Origin of the sequence: Nonomuraea sp. NPDC050153 (assembly GCF_044460125.1) — a bacterium.
Lineage (GTDB): Bacteria > Actinomycetota > Actinomycetes > Streptosporangiales > Streptosporangiaceae > Nonomuraea.
Window position 1 is genome coordinate 397,509 of sequence record NZ_JBITJQ010000001.1, and the last position, 14,866, is coordinate 412,374.

Annotated in this window: 16 protein-coding genes; 10 read left to right on the forward strand and 6 right to left on the reverse strand. The window is 71.4% G+C overall.

Features of this window, described 5'->3' with window-relative positions:
* Position 1: 1 nt before the first annotated feature.
* From ACIBQ1_RS01885 to ACIBQ1_RS01895, 3 genes are read right to left on the reverse strand one after another with little or no spacing between them, the layout of a single operon-like run.
* On the reverse strand, positions 2-1,021 hold the full coding sequence (locus ACIBQ1_RS01885) for an MlaD family protein (RefSeq protein ID WP_397274034.1): 1,020 nt from the start codon (positions 1,019-1,021) through the stop codon (positions 2-4).
* Positions 1,022-1,025: 4 nt separating this feature from the next.
* A complete protein-coding gene (locus ACIBQ1_RS01890) occupies positions 1,026-1,883 on the reverse strand; it encodes an ABC transporter permease (RefSeq protein ID WP_397274035.1) in 858 nt (285 codons plus the stop codon).
* A complete protein-coding gene (locus ACIBQ1_RS01895) occupies positions 1,883-2,674 on the reverse strand; it encodes an MlaE family ABC transporter permease (protein ID WP_397274036.1) in 792 nt (263 codons plus the stop codon). Before ACIBQ1_RS01895 ends, ACIBQ1_RS01890 begins: the two co-directional genes overlap by 1 nt.
* Before the next feature lie 251 nt (positions 2,675-2,925).
* Here ACIBQ1_RS01895 and ACIBQ1_RS01900 point away from each other — a divergent pair, with 251 nt between their 5' ends.
* From ACIBQ1_RS01900 to ACIBQ1_RS01945, 10 genes are all read left to right on the forward strand, one after another.
* The gene (locus ACIBQ1_RS01900) at positions 2,926-3,354 is read left to right on the forward strand and encodes a CBS domain-containing protein (RefSeq protein ID WP_397274037.1); all 429 of its coding nucleotides are present in this window, start codon (positions 2,926-2,928) and stop codon (positions 3,352-3,354) included.
* Between the two features lie 93 nt (positions 3,355-3,447).
* Entirely contained in the window at positions 3,448-4,023 is a 576-nt protein-coding gene (locus tag ACIBQ1_RS01905; protein WP_397274038.1) for a hypothetical protein, read from the forward strand.
* A 211-nt stretch (positions 4,024-4,234) separates the two neighbouring features.
* Positions 4,235-5,122, forward strand: a complete 888-nt coding sequence (locus ACIBQ1_RS01910) for an endo alpha-1,4 polygalactosaminidase (protein ID WP_397274039.1) — start codon at positions 4,235-4,237, stop codon at positions 5,120-5,122.
* Positions 5,112-6,026: a carbohydrate kinase family protein gene (locus tag ACIBQ1_RS01915; protein WP_397274040.1), complete on the forward strand. Its 915-nt coding sequence runs from the start codon at positions 5,112-5,114 to the stop codon at positions 6,024-6,026. The genes ACIBQ1_RS01910 and ACIBQ1_RS01915 overlap by 11 nt, the downstream gene beginning before the upstream one ends.
* Positions 6,023-7,312 (forward strand): alpha-glucosidase/alpha-galactosidase, encoded by a 1,290-nt coding sequence (locus tag ACIBQ1_RS01920; RefSeq protein ID WP_397274041.1) that lies wholly within the window; start codon positions 6,023-6,025, stop codon positions 7,310-7,312. Before ACIBQ1_RS01915 ends, ACIBQ1_RS01920 begins: the two co-directional genes overlap by 4 nt.
* Entirely contained in the window at positions 7,309-8,586 is a 1,278-nt protein-coding gene (locus tag ACIBQ1_RS01925) for an ABC transporter substrate-binding protein (RefSeq protein ID WP_397274042.1), read from the forward strand. Before ACIBQ1_RS01920 ends, ACIBQ1_RS01925 begins: the two co-directional genes overlap by 4 nt.
* A complete protein-coding gene (locus ACIBQ1_RS01930; protein ID WP_397274043.1) occupies positions 8,583-9,494 on the forward strand; it encodes a carbohydrate ABC transporter permease in 912 nt (303 codons plus the stop codon). Before ACIBQ1_RS01925 ends, ACIBQ1_RS01930 begins: the two co-directional genes overlap by 4 nt.
* Positions 9,491-10,303 carry a carbohydrate ABC transporter permease gene (locus tag ACIBQ1_RS01935; RefSeq protein WP_397274044.1) on the forward strand — a complete coding sequence of 271 codons (813 nt, stop codon included), beginning with the start codon at positions 9,491-9,493 and terminating at the stop codon, positions 10,301-10,303. The genes ACIBQ1_RS01930 and ACIBQ1_RS01935 overlap by 4 nt, the downstream gene beginning before the upstream one ends.
* A 62-nt stretch (positions 10,304-10,365) precedes the next feature.
* Positions 10,366-11,139 (forward strand): cyclase family protein, encoded by a 774-nt coding sequence (locus ACIBQ1_RS01940; RefSeq protein WP_397274045.1) that lies wholly within the window; start codon positions 10,366-10,368, stop codon positions 11,137-11,139.
* Entirely contained in the window at positions 11,136-12,752 is a 1,617-nt protein-coding gene (locus ACIBQ1_RS01945) for a thiamine pyrophosphate-binding protein (RefSeq protein WP_397274046.1), read from the forward strand. Before ACIBQ1_RS01940 ends, ACIBQ1_RS01945 begins: the two co-directional genes overlap by 4 nt.
* 19 nt (positions 12,753-12,771) lie before the next feature.
* Here the strand turns inward: ACIBQ1_RS01945 and ACIBQ1_RS01950 are convergent, their stop codons facing one another.
* From ACIBQ1_RS01950 to dhaK, 3 genes are all read right to left on the reverse strand, one after another.
* Positions 12,772-13,146: a PTS-dependent dihydroxyacetone kinase phosphotransferase subunit DhaM gene (locus ACIBQ1_RS01950; RefSeq protein WP_397274547.1), complete on the reverse strand. Its 375-nt coding sequence runs from the start codon at positions 13,144-13,146 to the stop codon at positions 12,772-12,774.
* Positions 13,147-13,219: 73 nt separating this feature from the next.
* The gene (dhaL, locus tag ACIBQ1_RS01955; protein ID WP_397274047.1) at positions 13,220-13,837 is read right to left on the reverse strand and encodes a dihydroxyacetone kinase subunit DhaL; all 618 of its coding nucleotides are present in this window, start codon (positions 13,835-13,837) and stop codon (positions 13,220-13,222) included.
* Positions 13,837-14,817: a dihydroxyacetone kinase subunit DhaK gene (gene dhaK, locus ACIBQ1_RS01960; protein ID WP_397274048.1), complete on the reverse strand. Its 981-nt coding sequence runs from the start codon at positions 14,815-14,817 to the stop codon at positions 13,837-13,839. The genes dhaL and dhaK overlap by 1 nt, the downstream gene beginning before the upstream one ends.
* Between the last annotated feature and the right edge of the window lie 49 nt (positions 14,818-14,866).

Consider the following 14,866-nt stretch of genomic DNA (forward strand, 5'->3'; position numbering starts at 1 on the left):
CTCAGCGCCTCCCGTCGGTCGGGCCGCAGGCGCCGACGATCAGCTCGCAGATGTCGGTCGCCACGAACGCCTCGACCTGGAGCTGGCGGGTGTTGCCCGGCCCGGGTGCCTCGATCAGCTCGTTGAGCAGGTCCACCAGCCTGTTCAGCCCGCGTACGCCGTCGCCGGCCAGGCCGAGCTGGGCGTAGATGAGCGCGGCCACCCGCTCGCCGGAGTGCACGCCGGCCCGCAGGTCCTGACGGTGCTCGGCCAGCCCGTGGGCCGCCAGGCCGGAGACGGAGGTCACCTCGTCGAGCAGCGCGCGTACCCTGTCGGCCCGCGCGAGCAGGTCGGGGGTGATGACGTTGACGTCGGAGGAGATCGACACGAGGTCGTCGCCCTTGTCCCGCAGAGCCGTGCCCAGCAGGGCGGCGTCGTGCAGGAACTGCCTGGCCCGGCCGCGCTGCCGGTGCGCGACGCCGATGACCGTGCCGGCGTCGCCGATCAGCTCGCGCAGGTTGCCGCCCTCGCCGTCCAGGCCCTGGGCCAGGGTGTGCACGATGACGGTGACCTCGCGCGGGTCGACGGCGTCCAGGCCGCGGTAGGCGGCGCCGAGCGTGTCGGACAGGTCGAGCGGGCCCTCGGTGTCGGTGATGACGGCGCCGCCGGCCAGGTAGGGGCCGGTGGTCTCGCCGGAGCCGGGCTTGAGGTCGAGGAACTTGGGGCCGAACACCGAGGCCGGCTCGACGGAGGCGACCGTGGAGCCCGGGACCTTGACGCCGGGGTCGAGGTGCATGGTCACCACGGCCCGGCCCTTGGCGTCCAGCGACACGCCCGTCACCTTGCCGACGGTGATGCCGCGGATCTTGACGGGGGAGCCGGCGTCCAGGCCCTGCCCGGCCCGGGCGAACACGGCGTCGATCCTGGTCCCGCTCAGCTCGGTGGCGGTGCGGACGACGTACAGGGTGGCCGCGGCGAACACGACGAGCACCGCGAACGCGATGCCCACCCGGGCGGCGAGGGAGAGCTGGAATCGGCCCATCGGCTCACCCCGTCAGCGGTATGTTGCCGCCGCCGCCCCAGAACAGGTACGACAGCAGCAGGTTGAGCAGCACGATCGTGACGATCGACTGGCGGATGGCACGGCCCGCCGCCACGCCCACGCCCACCGGGCCGCCGGTGGCGTGGAAGCCGTAGTAGCAGTGGATCACGATGACCGCGAAGGCGAACACGCCGACCTTGGTGACGCTGAACGCTATGTCCCGGACCGGCAGATACAGGTAGAAGTAGTAGTCGTAGACCCCCGGCGCCAGGCCGAACAGCACCGTGCACATCAGCCGGGTGGCGAAGAAGCTGGCGAACAGCGCGATCAGGTAGATCGGCACCAGCGCCAGCAGCGCCGCCACGACCCTGGTGCAGATCAGGTACGTGAAGGCGTTGATGCCCATGACCTCCAGCGCGTCGATCTCCTCCGAGATCCGCATCGCGCCCAGCTCCGCCGTGAACGACGAGCCCACCTGCGCCGCCAGCGCCGTCGCCGCGATGATCGGAGTGATCTCGCGGACGTTCGCGAAGCTGCCCACCAGGCCCATGAACGACTCCGCGCCGATCGCCTGCAGCCCCTGGTAGCCCTGCAGGCCCACGGTCGCGCCCACGACGAAGGCCATCGTGAACACCACGAAGATCATGCCGCCGCCGATGACGGTCGCCCCGACGCCCACCACGACGTCGCTGACCTGCCTGATGACGACCTTGAAGAACTTGAGCCGCAGGACGACGTCGCGTACGGAGTAGAACAGCACCTTCCACACGAACAGCGGCCAGTCGGCCAGCGTCGCGAAGCGCTCGGCGACGTCCCGCCCCCGCAGGGCGAGCCGCAGACCGGCCGTGCGCGTCACCATCATCACAGCGACCTCGGCGGGTAGGCCAGGAAGTAGACGGCCGAGATCACGTAGTTGAACGCGAACACCAGCATGAACGTCACCACGGTCGCCTGGTTGACCGCCCGCCCCACGCCGACGGGGCTGGAGGCGCACGTCATGCCCTTGTAGCAGGCGACCGCCGCCGCGATGAACCCGAAGATCCACGCCTTGAACAGCGTCACGTACAGGTCGGAGGCGACGACCAGGGAGAACGCGCCGTCGAAGTACGCGCCGGGGGTGACGCCCTGCACGACGACGTTGAAGAAGTAGCCGCCGCTCGCGCCGGCCAGGATGACCAGCGGGCACAGGCAGACCGCGATCGTGCTGGCCGCCCACATGCGCGGCGTGACCAGGCGGTGGATCGGGTTGACCGACATGACCTCCATCGCGCTCAGCTCGTCGCGGATGTGGCGCGCGCCGATGTCGGAGGTCATCGCGCTGCCCCCGGCGCCGGCGATCAGCAGCGCGCTGGCCAGCGGCGCCACCTCGCGGATGAGCCCGACGAAGACCGCGCTGCCGGTCGCGGAGCTGGCGCCCAGCTGCCTGGCCAGCTCGCCCACCTGGAGTGCCACGGTGGCGCCCAGCGGCAGGGCGACCAGCAGGACCGGGACGCTGGTGACCCGGGCCAGGAACCAGCACTGCTCGACGAACTCCCACCACCAGCGCCTGATGTCCCAGGTTCTGCGCAGGCCCTCCAGGACGATGACGAACAACTCGCCGACCTGGCCGAGCGCCGACCCGGCCCGGCGTCCGACGTACCCGGAAAGGGTCATCGGCGACCTCGGGTTACCGCCATGACCACCTCCGCCGCCTACGGATGAGTGGCAACCCTACTGACGGGTTGTCTAGTAGTCGATGCTTTCGTGGGAATTTGCGCGAAAGGTATGAGACGCAGGTCACATGTTGTCAGCCAGGCACGAAAAGTGACCGCACCGTTACGACCCGGCTCCCCTTGACGTCGTCCCCACGGGGTTGTTTGCCTGTACGCAAGGCCTGGAAGACTGAGTTGCAAGAGGTGGTGCACATGCTCATCGGGACGATTCTCCGCGCCAAGGGAAGTGACGTGGCTACCGTGTCGCCCGGGGCGACGGTACGCGAACTGCTGGCCACGCTCGCCGAGCGCAATATCGGTGCCGTGGTGGTCTCCACCGACGGCCTGTCCATCGAGGGCATCGTGTCCGAGCGTGACGTCGTGCGCCGTCTGCACGACCGCGGCCCGGCGATCCTCGACGGCCCCGTGTCCGCGATCATGACCACCGAGGTGCGCACGGTGGGTCCCGGCGAGAACGTCGACTCGTTGCGGCAGATCATGACCACGCAGCGGTTCCGGCACATGCCGGTGGTCGAGAACGGCCGGCTCGTGGGCATCGTGAGCATCGGCGACGTGGTCAAGAGCGCGATCGAGGAGCTGGAGACGGAGAAGGCGTCGCTCGTCGACTATCTCCATCGTTGACAGGGATGGCACCCTTGGTCCGTGATGTACGGGCCTCCTGACTATCCACCTGAGTATCCGCGTGCCACGAGCAGTCCGACGATCATCGTGCTCGTGTCCGGGCTCGCCGCGCTGCTCGGGTTCCTGCTGGGGGTCTTCGTAGGGTTCGGCGCGGCCGGGACGTCGGAGGAGCCCGCCCCGCGGGTCACGGTCACGGTCGAGGACACCCAGCCGCCGGAGCCCGAGGCCACCGGCCCGTCGTCGCCGGTCCAGCCCACCCAGCCTCAGGGCACGCAGCCGCCCGGGCCCGGTCAGACGGCGCCGGTCCAGCCGGGCCCCACCCAGACGGGTCCCGGTCAGACGGGGCCCACTCAGACTGGGCCCAGCCAGACGGGGCCCGGTCAGAACCCGCCGGGGCAGACCGGCCCGCCGAGCGGGGGGACCGGCAGCAGTCCCGCGTTCAACTCCCTGTCCATGCGGACGCTCATCGTGGGCACGGACATCCAGCCGGGCACCTACCGCACGGCGGGCCCGACCGCGGGGATCCCCATGTGCTACTGGGCCCGCCTGAGGAGCGCCACGGGTGACGAGATCGCGAGCGGCATGCCGTCGGGCCCGGCGAGCGTCACCGTCCAGGCCACGGACAAGGCGTTCCGGACCGCCGGATGCGCGGAGTGGACCAAGGTATGACGCTTTTGTGCATCAAAGTCTGGACAAAAGAGCAAGAATGCGCAATTCTGTGCGGCAAGCAGGAAGGGAGGCACGCCTGGAGCGTGCTGGCGTGACGTCCTACGGATATGGGCCACGCCACTCCGGCGTCCCTGGCCAGGACGCGACGCGGAGAGTGCGGAACAGCGCGCAGCGCCACTAATCCGAACCCGAACGTTCGCGAGGAGTGCCTGTGCGTCGTCTCCCAGCTCTCATCTCCGCGGCCGCCCTGGCCGCCACCGCCCTCATCTCCGCCCCCGCCATAGAAGCCGCCGCAGAAGCCGCCGCAGAAGCCGCAGCCCCCAAGGCGTTGCCCGCTCCCGTCGCCTGCAACGGCTGCTGGAAGCCCGCCCTGAACACGTCCTGGCAGTGGCAGCTCTCCTCCCTGCCGACCAAGCCGTACCCGAACGTGCAGATGTTCGACATCGACGGCTTCGCCGCCAAGGACGGCGCGATCGTCAAGTCGCTCAAGGCCGACAAGCCGGGCCGCGGCGTCGTCTGCTACGTCAGCGCCGGCACGTACGAGGACTGGCGCCCGGACGCGGGCCAGTTTCCGCCCGAGGTGCTCGGCAAGCCGCTGGAGGACTGGCCGGGTGAGCGCTGGCTCGACGTCCGCAAGTACACCGGCAAGCTCGGCGACATCATGAAGGCCCGGCTGGACATGTGCAAGGCCGCCGGGTTCGACGCCGTGGAGCCCGACAACGTCGACGGCTACAGCAACGACAGCGGCTTCCCGCTCAAGGCCGCCGACCAGCTCGCCTACAACGCCTGGTTCGCCAACGAGGCCCACCGGCGGGGCCTGTCGGTCGCGCTCAAGAACGACGTCGAGCAGATCCCGGCGCTGCTGCCGTACTTCGACTTCGCGGTGAACGAGGAGTGCTGGGAGCACTCCGAGTGCACCACCGCGCAGAACGACGACTACGGCTACGACCAGTTCGTCAAGGCGGGCAAGGCCGTCTTCAACGTCGAGTACAACCTGGGCACCTCGGCCTTCTGCGCGAAGTCCAACGCCCAGAACTTCAACTCGCTGAAGAAGAAGTACGAGCTCGACGCCTATCGCGTGCCCTGCCGTGGCGCGTGATTTCGACCTGCTGGTCGTCGGTGACGCCAACCCTGACGTGGTGCTCTCCGGGGCGCCGCGCGGGTTGGCGTACGGCCAGCGCGAACAGCTCGTCGCCGGCGGCGACCTGGTGCTCGGCGGGTCCGGCGCGATCACCGCGTGCGGGGCGGCCCGGCTGGGGCTGCGGACCGCGTTCGCGGGGCGCGTGGGCGACGACGCGGCCGGGCGCTTCGTGCTGGACGTCATGGCCGGCCGGGGCGTGGACGTCTCCCGCTGCGTGATCGACTCCCGGCCCACGGCCATGACCGTGGTGCTGGCCGACGGGGCGGACCGGGCCATCCTCACCTCGCCCGGCTGCCTGCCGTACCTGACCGTGGAGGACCTGCCGCGCGGTGTGGCCGAGCACGTCCACGTGTCGTCGTATTTCCTGCAGCCGGGGCTCGCGCCCGGCCTGCCGGGCTTCCTGGCGGAGGAGCGGCGCGGGGGCGCCACCACCTCCCTGGACACCAACGACGACCCCGCCGGGGAGTGGGACGGGCTCGGGGAGGTGCTGGCCGAGGTGGACGTGTTCCTGCCGAACGCCGCCGAGGCCCAGGCCGTCGCCGCCCGGCTCTTCGGCGCCGAGCGCGAGTGCGTCGAGGCCGCGGCGGCCCGGATCGGCGGCCTCGGTCCCGCCGTGATCGTCAAGGACGGCGGGAACGGCGCGCTGGCGTGGCAGGGCGGCGAGCTGACCCGGGCACCCGCCGTCCCCGTCGAGCCGGTGGACACCGTCGGCGCCGGCGACAGCTTCGACGCCGGCTTCCTGGCCGCCCGGCTGCGCGGCATGAGCCTGCGCGAATGCCTGAGCGTGGCCGTGACCTGCGGATCCCTCTCGACCCGGGCCGCCGGCGGCACCGCCGCCCAGCCTACCTGGAAGGACGTATGAAGATCGTCTTTCTCGGCGCGGGAAGCGTCGAGTTCACCCAAGGGCTGCTGGCGGACCTGGCGGCCTTCCCCGATCTGGGGGAGTTCGAGGTGGCGCTGCACGACATCCACCCCGAACGGCTGGACACCGCCGAGGCCGCCGCCCGCGTCATCGTGGCCGGGCGCCCCGTCAAGATCTCCGCCCACCTCGACCTGCGCCGGGCCCTCGAAGGCGCCGACTTCGCGATCAACATGATCCAGGTCGGCATGATCGACGCCACGCGCGTCGACTTCGAGGTGCCCGCCCGGTACGGGCTGCGCCAGACGATCGCCGACACCATCGGCGTGGGCGGCATCTTCCGCGCCCTGCGCACCTTCCCGGCGCTCGACCGGATCGGCCGGGCCGTGGCCGAGGTGTGCCCGGACGCGTGGCTGCTCAACTACACCAACCCGATGGCCATGAACGTCTGGTACCTGGCCGCCGCCACTCCCGTGCGCAACGTGGTCGGGCTCTGCCACTCCATCTACTGGACGGCCCACGACCTGGCCGAGCTGATCGGGGTGCCGCTGGAGGAGGTGTCGTACCTCGCGGCGGGCGTCAACCACCAGTCGTGGATGCTGCGCTTCGAGTCCGGCGGCGAGGACCTCTACCCGCGCCTGGACGAGGCCATCGAGCGCGACCCCGGCCTGCTGCGCCGGGTGCGCGTGGACATGTACCGCAGGCTCGGCCACTACCCGACCGAGACGAGCGAGCACTCGGCCGAGTACGTGCCCTGGTACCTGCACGACGAGAGCGAGATCGAGCGCCTGCGGATCCCCGTGGGCGCGTACCTCGGCATCAGCGAGGAGAACGTGCGCCAGTACGAGGCCACCCGCGACGCGCTGAGAGCGGGCCGGCCGATCACCGTGGAGGGGACCATGGAATACGCCCCGCAGATCATCCACAGCGTCACCACCGGCACGAGCCGGGTCGTCTACGGGAACGTCCAGAACAGGGGCCTGGTCGGAAACCTGCCGGACGGCTGCGTGGTGGAGGTGCCGTGCGTGGCCGACGCGCTCGGCGTCCGCCCGACGGCCGTCGGCGACCTGCCCGCGCAGTGCGCGGCGCTCAACCGGGCCTACGTCAACGTCAACGAGCTGACCGTGCGCGCCGTCACCGAGGGGCGGCCCGAGCACGTCCGGCACGCCATGATGGCCGACCCGAACACGGCCGCCACCCTCACCGTCGAGCAGATCGACGCCCTGTGCGACGCGCTGTTCGAGGCCCACGGCGAGCTGATGCCGGAGTCCCTGAGGAGCCGGTCATGAAGGGCATGGCGACGGGCGCGGCGGCGCTCGTGCTGGTGGCCGGGCTGCTGACGGCCTGCGGCTCCTCCTCCGAGGACGCCACGGGCCCGGTCGAGATCACCTGGTGGCACGGCCAGACGGAGCTGCAGGCGAAGGTCATCGAGGAGCTGGCCGCCGAGTACTCCAAGGCCCACCCGGACGTGAAGATCACGCCCGCCGTGGGGTCCACGAACGTGGACGACATGCTGCAGAAGGTCCAGGCCGTGCTGGCGGGCGGCAAGGCGCCCGACATCGCGTACATGTACGGCACGTGGATGCCGAATCTGGCGCGCAACCCCAAGGTCTTCGACCTGGCCGCCACCGTGAAGGCCCCCGGGTTCGGGTGGGACGACTTCTGGCCGTCGGAGCGGGCCGTGTCGGAGGTGAACGGCAAGGTCGTCGGCATCCCCGCCCTGGTCGACAACCTGGCCGTCATCTACAACAAGAAGCTGTTCGACGCGGCGGGGCTGGCCTACCCGTCCAAGGACTGGACTTGGGACGACTTCCGCGCCACGGCGAAGAAGCTGACCGGCGGCGGCGTGTACGGCACCGCGTACCCCGTGACCGGCCTGGAGGACACGGTGTGGCGGTTCTGGCCGATGATCTGGCAGCAGGGCGGCTCGATCCTGACGCCGGACGGCAAGAAGTCGGCGTTCAACACGCCGCAGGCGGCGCAGGCGCTCGACCTGTGGAGCGCCATGGCCCGCGAGGACAAGTCCGTATATCTCGATCAAAATGGTGAGAAGTTCGTGCCGTTGTTCCAGAGCGGCAAGATCGGGATGATCGCCGCGGCGCCGTACGCGCTGCTGGACATCATCGACCACAAGATCTCCTACGGCGTGCAGGTGCTGCCCGGCTACAACGGCAACCACGAGACGGTCGCGGGGCCGGACAACTGGGTCGTGTTCGACAACGGCTCGCGCCGGGCCAAGGCCGCCGCCGACTTCCTCACCTGGCTCTCCAAGCCGGAGCAGGACGCCCGGTGGTCGCTCGGCCTGGGCAACCTGCCGCTGCGCAAGGCCACGACCGCGCTGCCGGCGTACCAGAAGTTCGTCAAGGACTTCCCCGGCATCGACGTCTTCACCGCGAACCTCGAGAACGCCAAGCAGGCCAGGCCGCCCCTGCCCGCGTACCCGGAGTTCTCCGAGAAGGTCGGCGACGCGATCGCCCAGGCCATGGTCGGCGGCACGCCCGCGCAGCAGGCCCTCACCAAGGCCGCGACCGAGGCCGACGCGGTGCTGGGGCGCTCGCGATGACAGCCCCGACGGTGAGCAGGGCGGCGCGGGTGAGCGCGCCGCCGGCGCGGCGGCGCCGGTGGGCGCCCCAGCTGACCGGGTGGGGCTTCGTGCTCCCGGCGACGCTCGTGATCGTCGGGCTCAGCCTGTTCCCCGCGGTGTGGGCGCTGCTGCTCTCGCTGCGGGACGGCGACCTGCTCACCGGCGGCGACTACGTCGGGCCGGCGAACTACCGCGACATGCTCGGCGACACCGAGCTGGCCGCGGCGGCCGGGCACACGCTGCTCTACACCGTGCTGTTCGTGCCCGGCTCGGTGGCGCTCGGGCTCGCGCTGGCGCTGGCGCTCAACCTCAGGATCCGCCTCATCGGGTTCTACCGCACGTGCTTCTTCGTCCCGTACGTCGTCTCCGCCGCCGCCACGGGCATCCTGTCGAACTTCGTCTTCGACCCCGACTTCGGCATCGTCAACGCCGGGCTGAAGGCGCTCGGCCTGCCCGCGATGGGCTTCCTGCAGGATCCCGGCCAGGCGATGCTCACCCTGGTCGCGATCTCGATCTGGGGCGGCGTGGGCATGCCCGCCGTGGTCTACCTGGCCGCCCTGCAGGACATCCCGCGCGAGCTGATCGAGGCGGCCCGGGTGGACGGCGGCGCGGGCCGGCACGTGCTGCGCCACGTCGTGCTGCCGCAGCTGCGCCCGGCCACGGTCTTCCTGCTGATCTGGCAGACGATCACCGCGCTGCAGCTGTTCGACCTCGTCTACACCACCACCAAGGGCCAGCCGCTCGACTCCACGACGACCATCGTGTTCTACCTCTACCGGCAGGCGTTCCAGCTCTTCCACTCCGGCTACGGCACGGCCATCGCCTATGTCCTGTTCATCGTGACGCTCGCCGTGTCGGGCGCGGTCCTGTGGAGGGGTGCGAAGTGACGCGCCGCAGCCTCGCCCATCTGTTCCTGATGCCGCTCGCGCTGCTGTTCGTGGCGCCGCTGGTGTGGATGGCGCTGACCGCGTTCATGCCGGACGCCGACATCAACACCTACCCGCCCAAGCTCTGGCCCGAGCACTTCACGCTGGACGGGTTCAGGCGGATTCTCACCGAGGACGAGTATCCGCTCTGGCTGGCCAACACGATGATCGTGGCCGGGTCGGCGGTGCTCGGGCACGTGGTGCTCTGCTCACTGGCCGGGTACGGCTTCGCCCGGATCGAGTTCCGCGGCCGCGGGGTCGCCTTCGCGGCGGTCATGGCCACCATCATGGTGCCGACCCAGGTGCTGATGATCCCGACGTTCCTGCTGTTCAAGAACATGGGGCTGATCGACACGCTGGGGGCGGCCATCGTGCCGTGGCTGGCGTCGGCGTTCGGGGTGTTCCTGATGCGGCAGTTCTTCCTGTCGCTGCCCAAGGAGCTGGAGGAGGCCGCCGTCATCGACGGTTGCTCCCGCCTGGGCGTGTTCTTCCGCGTGGTGCTGCCGCTGGCCCGGCCCGCGCTGGCCACCCTGGTGGTGTTCACGCTGCTCGGCGCCTGGAACGACCTGATCTGGCCGCTCATCGCGATCTCGTCGGAGTCGGGCTTCACGCTGCAGCTCGGGCTGGCCACCTTCGCCGGCGCCCGGCACACCGAGTGGTCGGCGCTGATGGCCGGCAACGTGATCGCGGTGCTGCCGCTGGTGCTCGCGTTCATCCTGGCGCAGCGGCACTTCGTGGCCACGATGAGCTTCAGCGGACTCAAGGGCTGAGGTTGTTGGCACTGGTGGGGTGTGCGTAGGAGGATGCGCACAGCCCACCCGAGGAGAATGACATGTCGGTGTTGCAGAGCTTCGTGGACAGCGTGCGCAGCGGGGCGATCGAGGTGATCGACCTGACGGCGCCACTCTCGTCCGGGACGCCGATCCTCCAGTTGCCCGAGCCGTTCGGCAACACGATCCCGTTCCGCCTGGAGGAGATCAGCCGCTACGACGACCGCGGCCCCGCCTGGTACTGGAACGACATCCACACCGGCGAGCACACCGGCACCCACTTCGACGCCCCCGTCCACTGGATCACCGCCCGCGACGGCCAGGACGTCTCCCAGGTGCCCGCGCGCAGCCTCATCGCGCCCGCCGTGGTGCTCGACTTCGCCGCCGAGGCGTCCAAGGACCCCGACTTCCTCCTCCAGATCGACCACGTCAAGGAGTGGGAACGCGTCAACGGCCCGCTGCCCGACGGCGGCTGGCTGCTCTACCGCACCGGCTGGGACACCCGCTCCGGCGACCAGGCCGCCTTCCTGAACGCCGACGCCTCCGGCCCCCACACGCCCGGCATCTCGGTGGAGTGCGCCCGGTGGCTGGCGTCCGAGACTCCGATCACCGGGCTCGGCGTCGAGACCGTCGGCACCGACGCGGGCGCCGCCCACTCCTTCGACCCGGCCTTCCCGTGCCACTCCTTCCTGCTGGGGGCGGGCAAGTACGGCCTGACCCAGCTGCGCAACCTCGACCTCCTGCCCGTGACCGGCGCCGTCGTGGTCGCGCCGCCGCTGCCCATCGTGGGCGGCTCCGGCAGCCCCGTGCGCGTGCTGGCCCTGGTGGAGCGTTGATCGTCGCGGAGGCCGTGGGGCGGGCCCTGGCCGCCTGCGGCGTCGAGACCGCCTTCGGGGTGGTCGGCAGCGGTAACTTCCACGTGACCAACGCCCTGGTGGCGGGCGGCGTGCGCTACGTCGCCGCCCGCCACGAGGGCGGGGCCGCCACCATGGCCGACGCGTACGCGCGGATGAGCGGCCGGGTCGGCGTCGTGTCGGTGCACCAGGGACCGGGGCTCACCAACGCCCTGACCGGTCTCACCGAGGCGGCCAAGAGCCGTACGCCGCTCGTCGTGCTGGCCGGGGAGGCCACGGAGGTCCGGTCCAACTTCCACATCGACCAGGCGGCGCTCGCGACGGCGGTCGGCGCCGTGGCGATGCGCGTCAGCGCGCCGGAGGAGGCGGTGTCGCGGGCGGCCGAGGCGTACCGGGTGGCCTTGGGGGAGCGGCGCGCGGTCCTGCTGAACCTGCCGCTCGACGTCCAGTCCGCCCCTTTCGAGGGGACCGTCGACGTGCCGGCGGCCCCTCCGGCGGGTCCTCCTGCCCTGGAAGTGGAGGAGCTGGCGCGGCTGCTCGGCGCGGCCGAGCGGCCGGTGTTCATCGCGGGGCGCGGCGCCAGGCACGCGCGGCGGGAGCTGGAGGAGCTGGCCGGCCGCGTGGGCGCCCTGCTGGCCACCTCGGCGGTCGCGAAGGGGCTGTTCCGCGGCAGCCCGTGGGACCTCGACGTGAGCGGCGGCTTCGCGACGCCGCCGGCCGCCGAGCTGATCCGCGGCGCCGACCTGGTCGTCGCGTGGGGATGCGCGCTGAACATGTGGACGACCCGCCACGGAACGCTCATCACGCCCGGCGCGAAGGTCGTGAAGGTCGATCTCGACCCGGCGGCGTTCACTGCCCACGTGCCCGCCGACCTGGGCGTGACGGGGGACGTGGCGCGCGTCGCGGAGGCGGTGGCGGCCCGGGTCGCCTCTCGTCAGGGGTACCGGTCGCCGGAGGTCGCCGCCCGCGTGCGGGCCGAGGGGCGCTGGCGGGACGTGCCGTACGAGGACGAGAGCGGCGGCGGCCGGATCGACCCCAGGACGCTCAGCATCGGGCTGGACGACCTTCTGCCGCGGGAGCGGATCGTCGCCGTCGATTCCGGAAATTTCATGGGATATCCGTCGATGTTTATTGATGTCCCAGATGAGGGTGGTTTCTGCTTCACGCAGGCGTTCCAGTCGATCGGGCTGGGCCTGGCGACGGCGATCGGCGCCGCGCTGGCCCGGCCGGACCGGCTGCCGGTGGCCGCGCTCGGCGACGGCGGCGCCCTCATGGGCATCGCGGAGCTGGAGACCGTCGTCCGGCTCGGCCTGCCCATGGTCGTCGTGGTGTACGACGACGAGGCGTACGGGGCCGAGGTCCACCATTTCGGGCCGCACGGGCACCCGCTCGGGACGGTCACGTTCCCGCCCGCCGATCTCGCCGCCATCGCCCGGGGCCACGGCTTCGCCGCCGTGACGGTCGGCGGGCCCGGCGACCTGGCGGGCGTGGCCGACTGGGTGGCCGGGCCCCGCGACCGGCCGCTCCTGGTGCACGCCAAGGTCACGGCGGAGCACGGCTCCTGGTGGCTGGAGGAGGCCTTCAAGGGCCACTGAGCTCGGAGAGAGGCTTTTGTCAGAGCTTGCGGTAGCTCCGGGCCTCCTCGGCCGCCTCCAGCACGTCGGCCAGCGGCACGCCCGCGCCCGCCGCCACCGCCGCGGCGATCGACCCCTCCACGAACGGCACGTCCGCGACCACCACCCGCCCGTCCTCCTCCAGCAGGCGGGCGGTCAGCACCGAGCTGCCCAGGTCGGGGATGAGCACCACCCCGTCGCCCTGGTCGACGCTGCGCAGCGCGGCCTCGATGAGGTCCAGGCTCGTGCCCAGCCCGCCGTCCTGCGTGCCTCCGGCGGCGGCCACGGGCGTGTCGGCCCCGGCGATCCCGCGCGCCAGCGCCGCCGCCTCCGCCGCCAGCCCCGCGCTGTGCGAGACGAGCACCAGCCCCACCATCACCGGGCCCCACCGATCAGCCGGCGGCACATCACGCGATCACCGAGGCCGTCAGCGAGGTCATGGCCGTTCATCACGCCACCACCGAGGCCAGGGCCGCCATGAACAGGGCCGCCGACGCCGCCCCCGGGTCCTCGTGCCCGATGCTGCGCTCGCCCAGGTAACTGGCCCGCCCCTTCCGCGCCCGCATCGGGATCGTGTCCTTCGCCCCCTCCTCGGCGGCCCTGGCCGCCCGCTCGAACGCCTCGTGCACCCCGATCCCGTCGCGTACGGCCAGGGCGAGCGCCCGGGAGGCCGGGACCAGCGCGTCCACCATGGTCTTGTCGCCCAGCGCGGCCTTGCCCAGCCGTTCGAGCGCGACCACCCCGGCCTCGAACGCCGCCGAGAACCCGGCCAGCGTCACCGGCGACTCCAGCGACTTGCCCATCTGCCGGAACACGGACCCGTACAGCGGCCCGGAGGCGCCTCCGACGCGGCGGATCAGCGTCGCGCCCGCCGTGGCCAGCACCTCGCCGGGAGTCCCCGGCGGCGACTCGGCCAGCGTCTTGCGGACCTCGGTGAGGCCGCGGTCGAGGTTCGTGCCGTGGTCGGCGTCGCCGATCGCCGCGTCCAGCCGGGTCAGCCGGTCGCGGTCCCTGTGCACCAGCCTGGCCGCCTCCTCGAACCAGGCCACGAACACGTCGGTGTCCATCAACGCCCCCAGCGCAGCCCCGGCGTCTCGACCGGCGCGTCCCACAGGCGGGTGAGCACGTCGTCGAGCAGGCAGATCGACACGGAGAAGCCCTGCATGTCGAGGCTGGTCACGTAGTTGCCGACGAGCGAGCGCGACACCCGGGCGCCCTTGCCCCTGACGAAGTCCGCGACCTCCGCGAACACCACGTACAGCTCCATGAGCGGGGTGCCGCCCATGCCGTTGACCATCACCAGCAGGTCGCCGCGGAGCGGCAGGTCACCGTGGATGGCCTCCATGGCGATCGCGGCCAGCTCGCGCGCCGACGCCATCGGCACCCGGGCCCGTCCCGGCTCGCCGTGGATGCCGATGCCCAGCTCCACGTCCGTCTCCGGCAGGTCGAACGTCGGCTTGCCCGCGTGCGGCGTCGTACAGGAGGTCAGCGCGATGCCGAACGACCTGCTGCGCTCGTCCACCTCGCCCGCCACCGCGGCGAGCCGGCCCAGCGGCGCGCCCTGCTCGGCCAGCGCGCCCGCCAGCTTCTCCACGAACACCGTGGCCCCGGTGCCGCGGCGGCCCGCCGTGTAGAGCGAGTCCTGTACGGCCACGTCGTCGTCGACCAGCACGCTGGCCACCTCGACGTCCTCGATCAGCTCGGCGGCCATCTCGAAGTTCAGGACGTCGCCGGTGTAGTTCTTGACGATGTGCAGGACCCCGGCGCCGCCGTCGACCGCCCTGGTCGCGTCGATGATCTGGTCGGGAACCGGTGAGGTGAAGACCTCGCCGGGGCAGGCCGCGTCGAGCATGCCGTACCCGACGAAACCGGCGTGCAGCGGCTCATGCCCCGAGCCGCCGCCGGAGACCAGGCCGACCTTGCCCGGCCGCGGTCCCTCGGCCCGGTAGACCACCCGGTCGCGTATCCGCAGCGAGGGATGGGCCGCGGTCATGCCGTTCAGCGCGTCATCGACGGCGGAATCGGCCGTGTTGATGAGCTTCTTCATGGTGAGAAGATTTGCCCATTTTCACGAGGGCGCAAGCGTCGTAGCGTGG

Coding starts and splice junctions, on each gene's coding strand:
- ACIBQ1_RS01885 (WP_397274034.1), bottom strand. CDS start 1,021: ATGGGCCGATTCCAGCTCTCCCTCGCCGCCCGGGTGGGCATCGCGTTC.
- ACIBQ1_RS01890 (WP_397274035.1), bottom strand. CDS start 1,883: ATGATGGTGACGCGCACGGCCGGTCTGCGGCTCGCCCTGCGGGGGCGG.
- ACIBQ1_RS01895 (WP_397274036.1), bottom strand. CDS start 2,674: ATGACCCTTTCCGGGTACGTCGGACGCCGGGCCGGGTCGGCGCTCGGC.
- ACIBQ1_RS01900 (WP_397274037.1), top strand. CDS start 2,926: ATGCTCATCGGGACGATTCTCCGCGCCAAGGGAAGTGACGTGGCTACC.
- ACIBQ1_RS01920 (WP_397274041.1), top strand. CDS start 6,023: ATGAAGATCGTCTTTCTCGGCGCGGGAAGCGTCGAGTTCACCCAAGGG.
- ACIBQ1_RS01925 (WP_397274042.1), top strand. CDS start 7,309: ATGAAGGGCATGGCGACGGGCGCGGCGGCGCTCGTGCTGGTGGCCGGG.
- ACIBQ1_RS01930 (WP_397274043.1), top strand. CDS start 8,583: ATGACAGCCCCGACGGTGAGCAGGGCGGCGCGGGTGAGCGCGCCGCCG.
- ACIBQ1_RS01940 (WP_397274045.1), top strand. CDS start 10,366: ATGTCGGTGTTGCAGAGCTTCGTGGACAGCGTGCGCAGCGGGGCGATC.
- ACIBQ1_RS01950 (WP_397274547.1), bottom strand. CDS start 13,146: ATGGTGGGGCTGGTGCTCGTCTCGCACAGCGCGGGGCTGGCGGCGGAG.
- dhaL (WP_397274047.1), bottom strand. CDS start 13,837: ATGGACACCGACGTGTTCGTGGCCTGGTTCGAGGAGGCGGCCAGGCTG.
- dhaK (WP_397274048.1), bottom strand. CDS start 14,817: ATGAAGAAGCTCATCAACACGGCCGATTCCGCCGTCGATGACGCGCTG.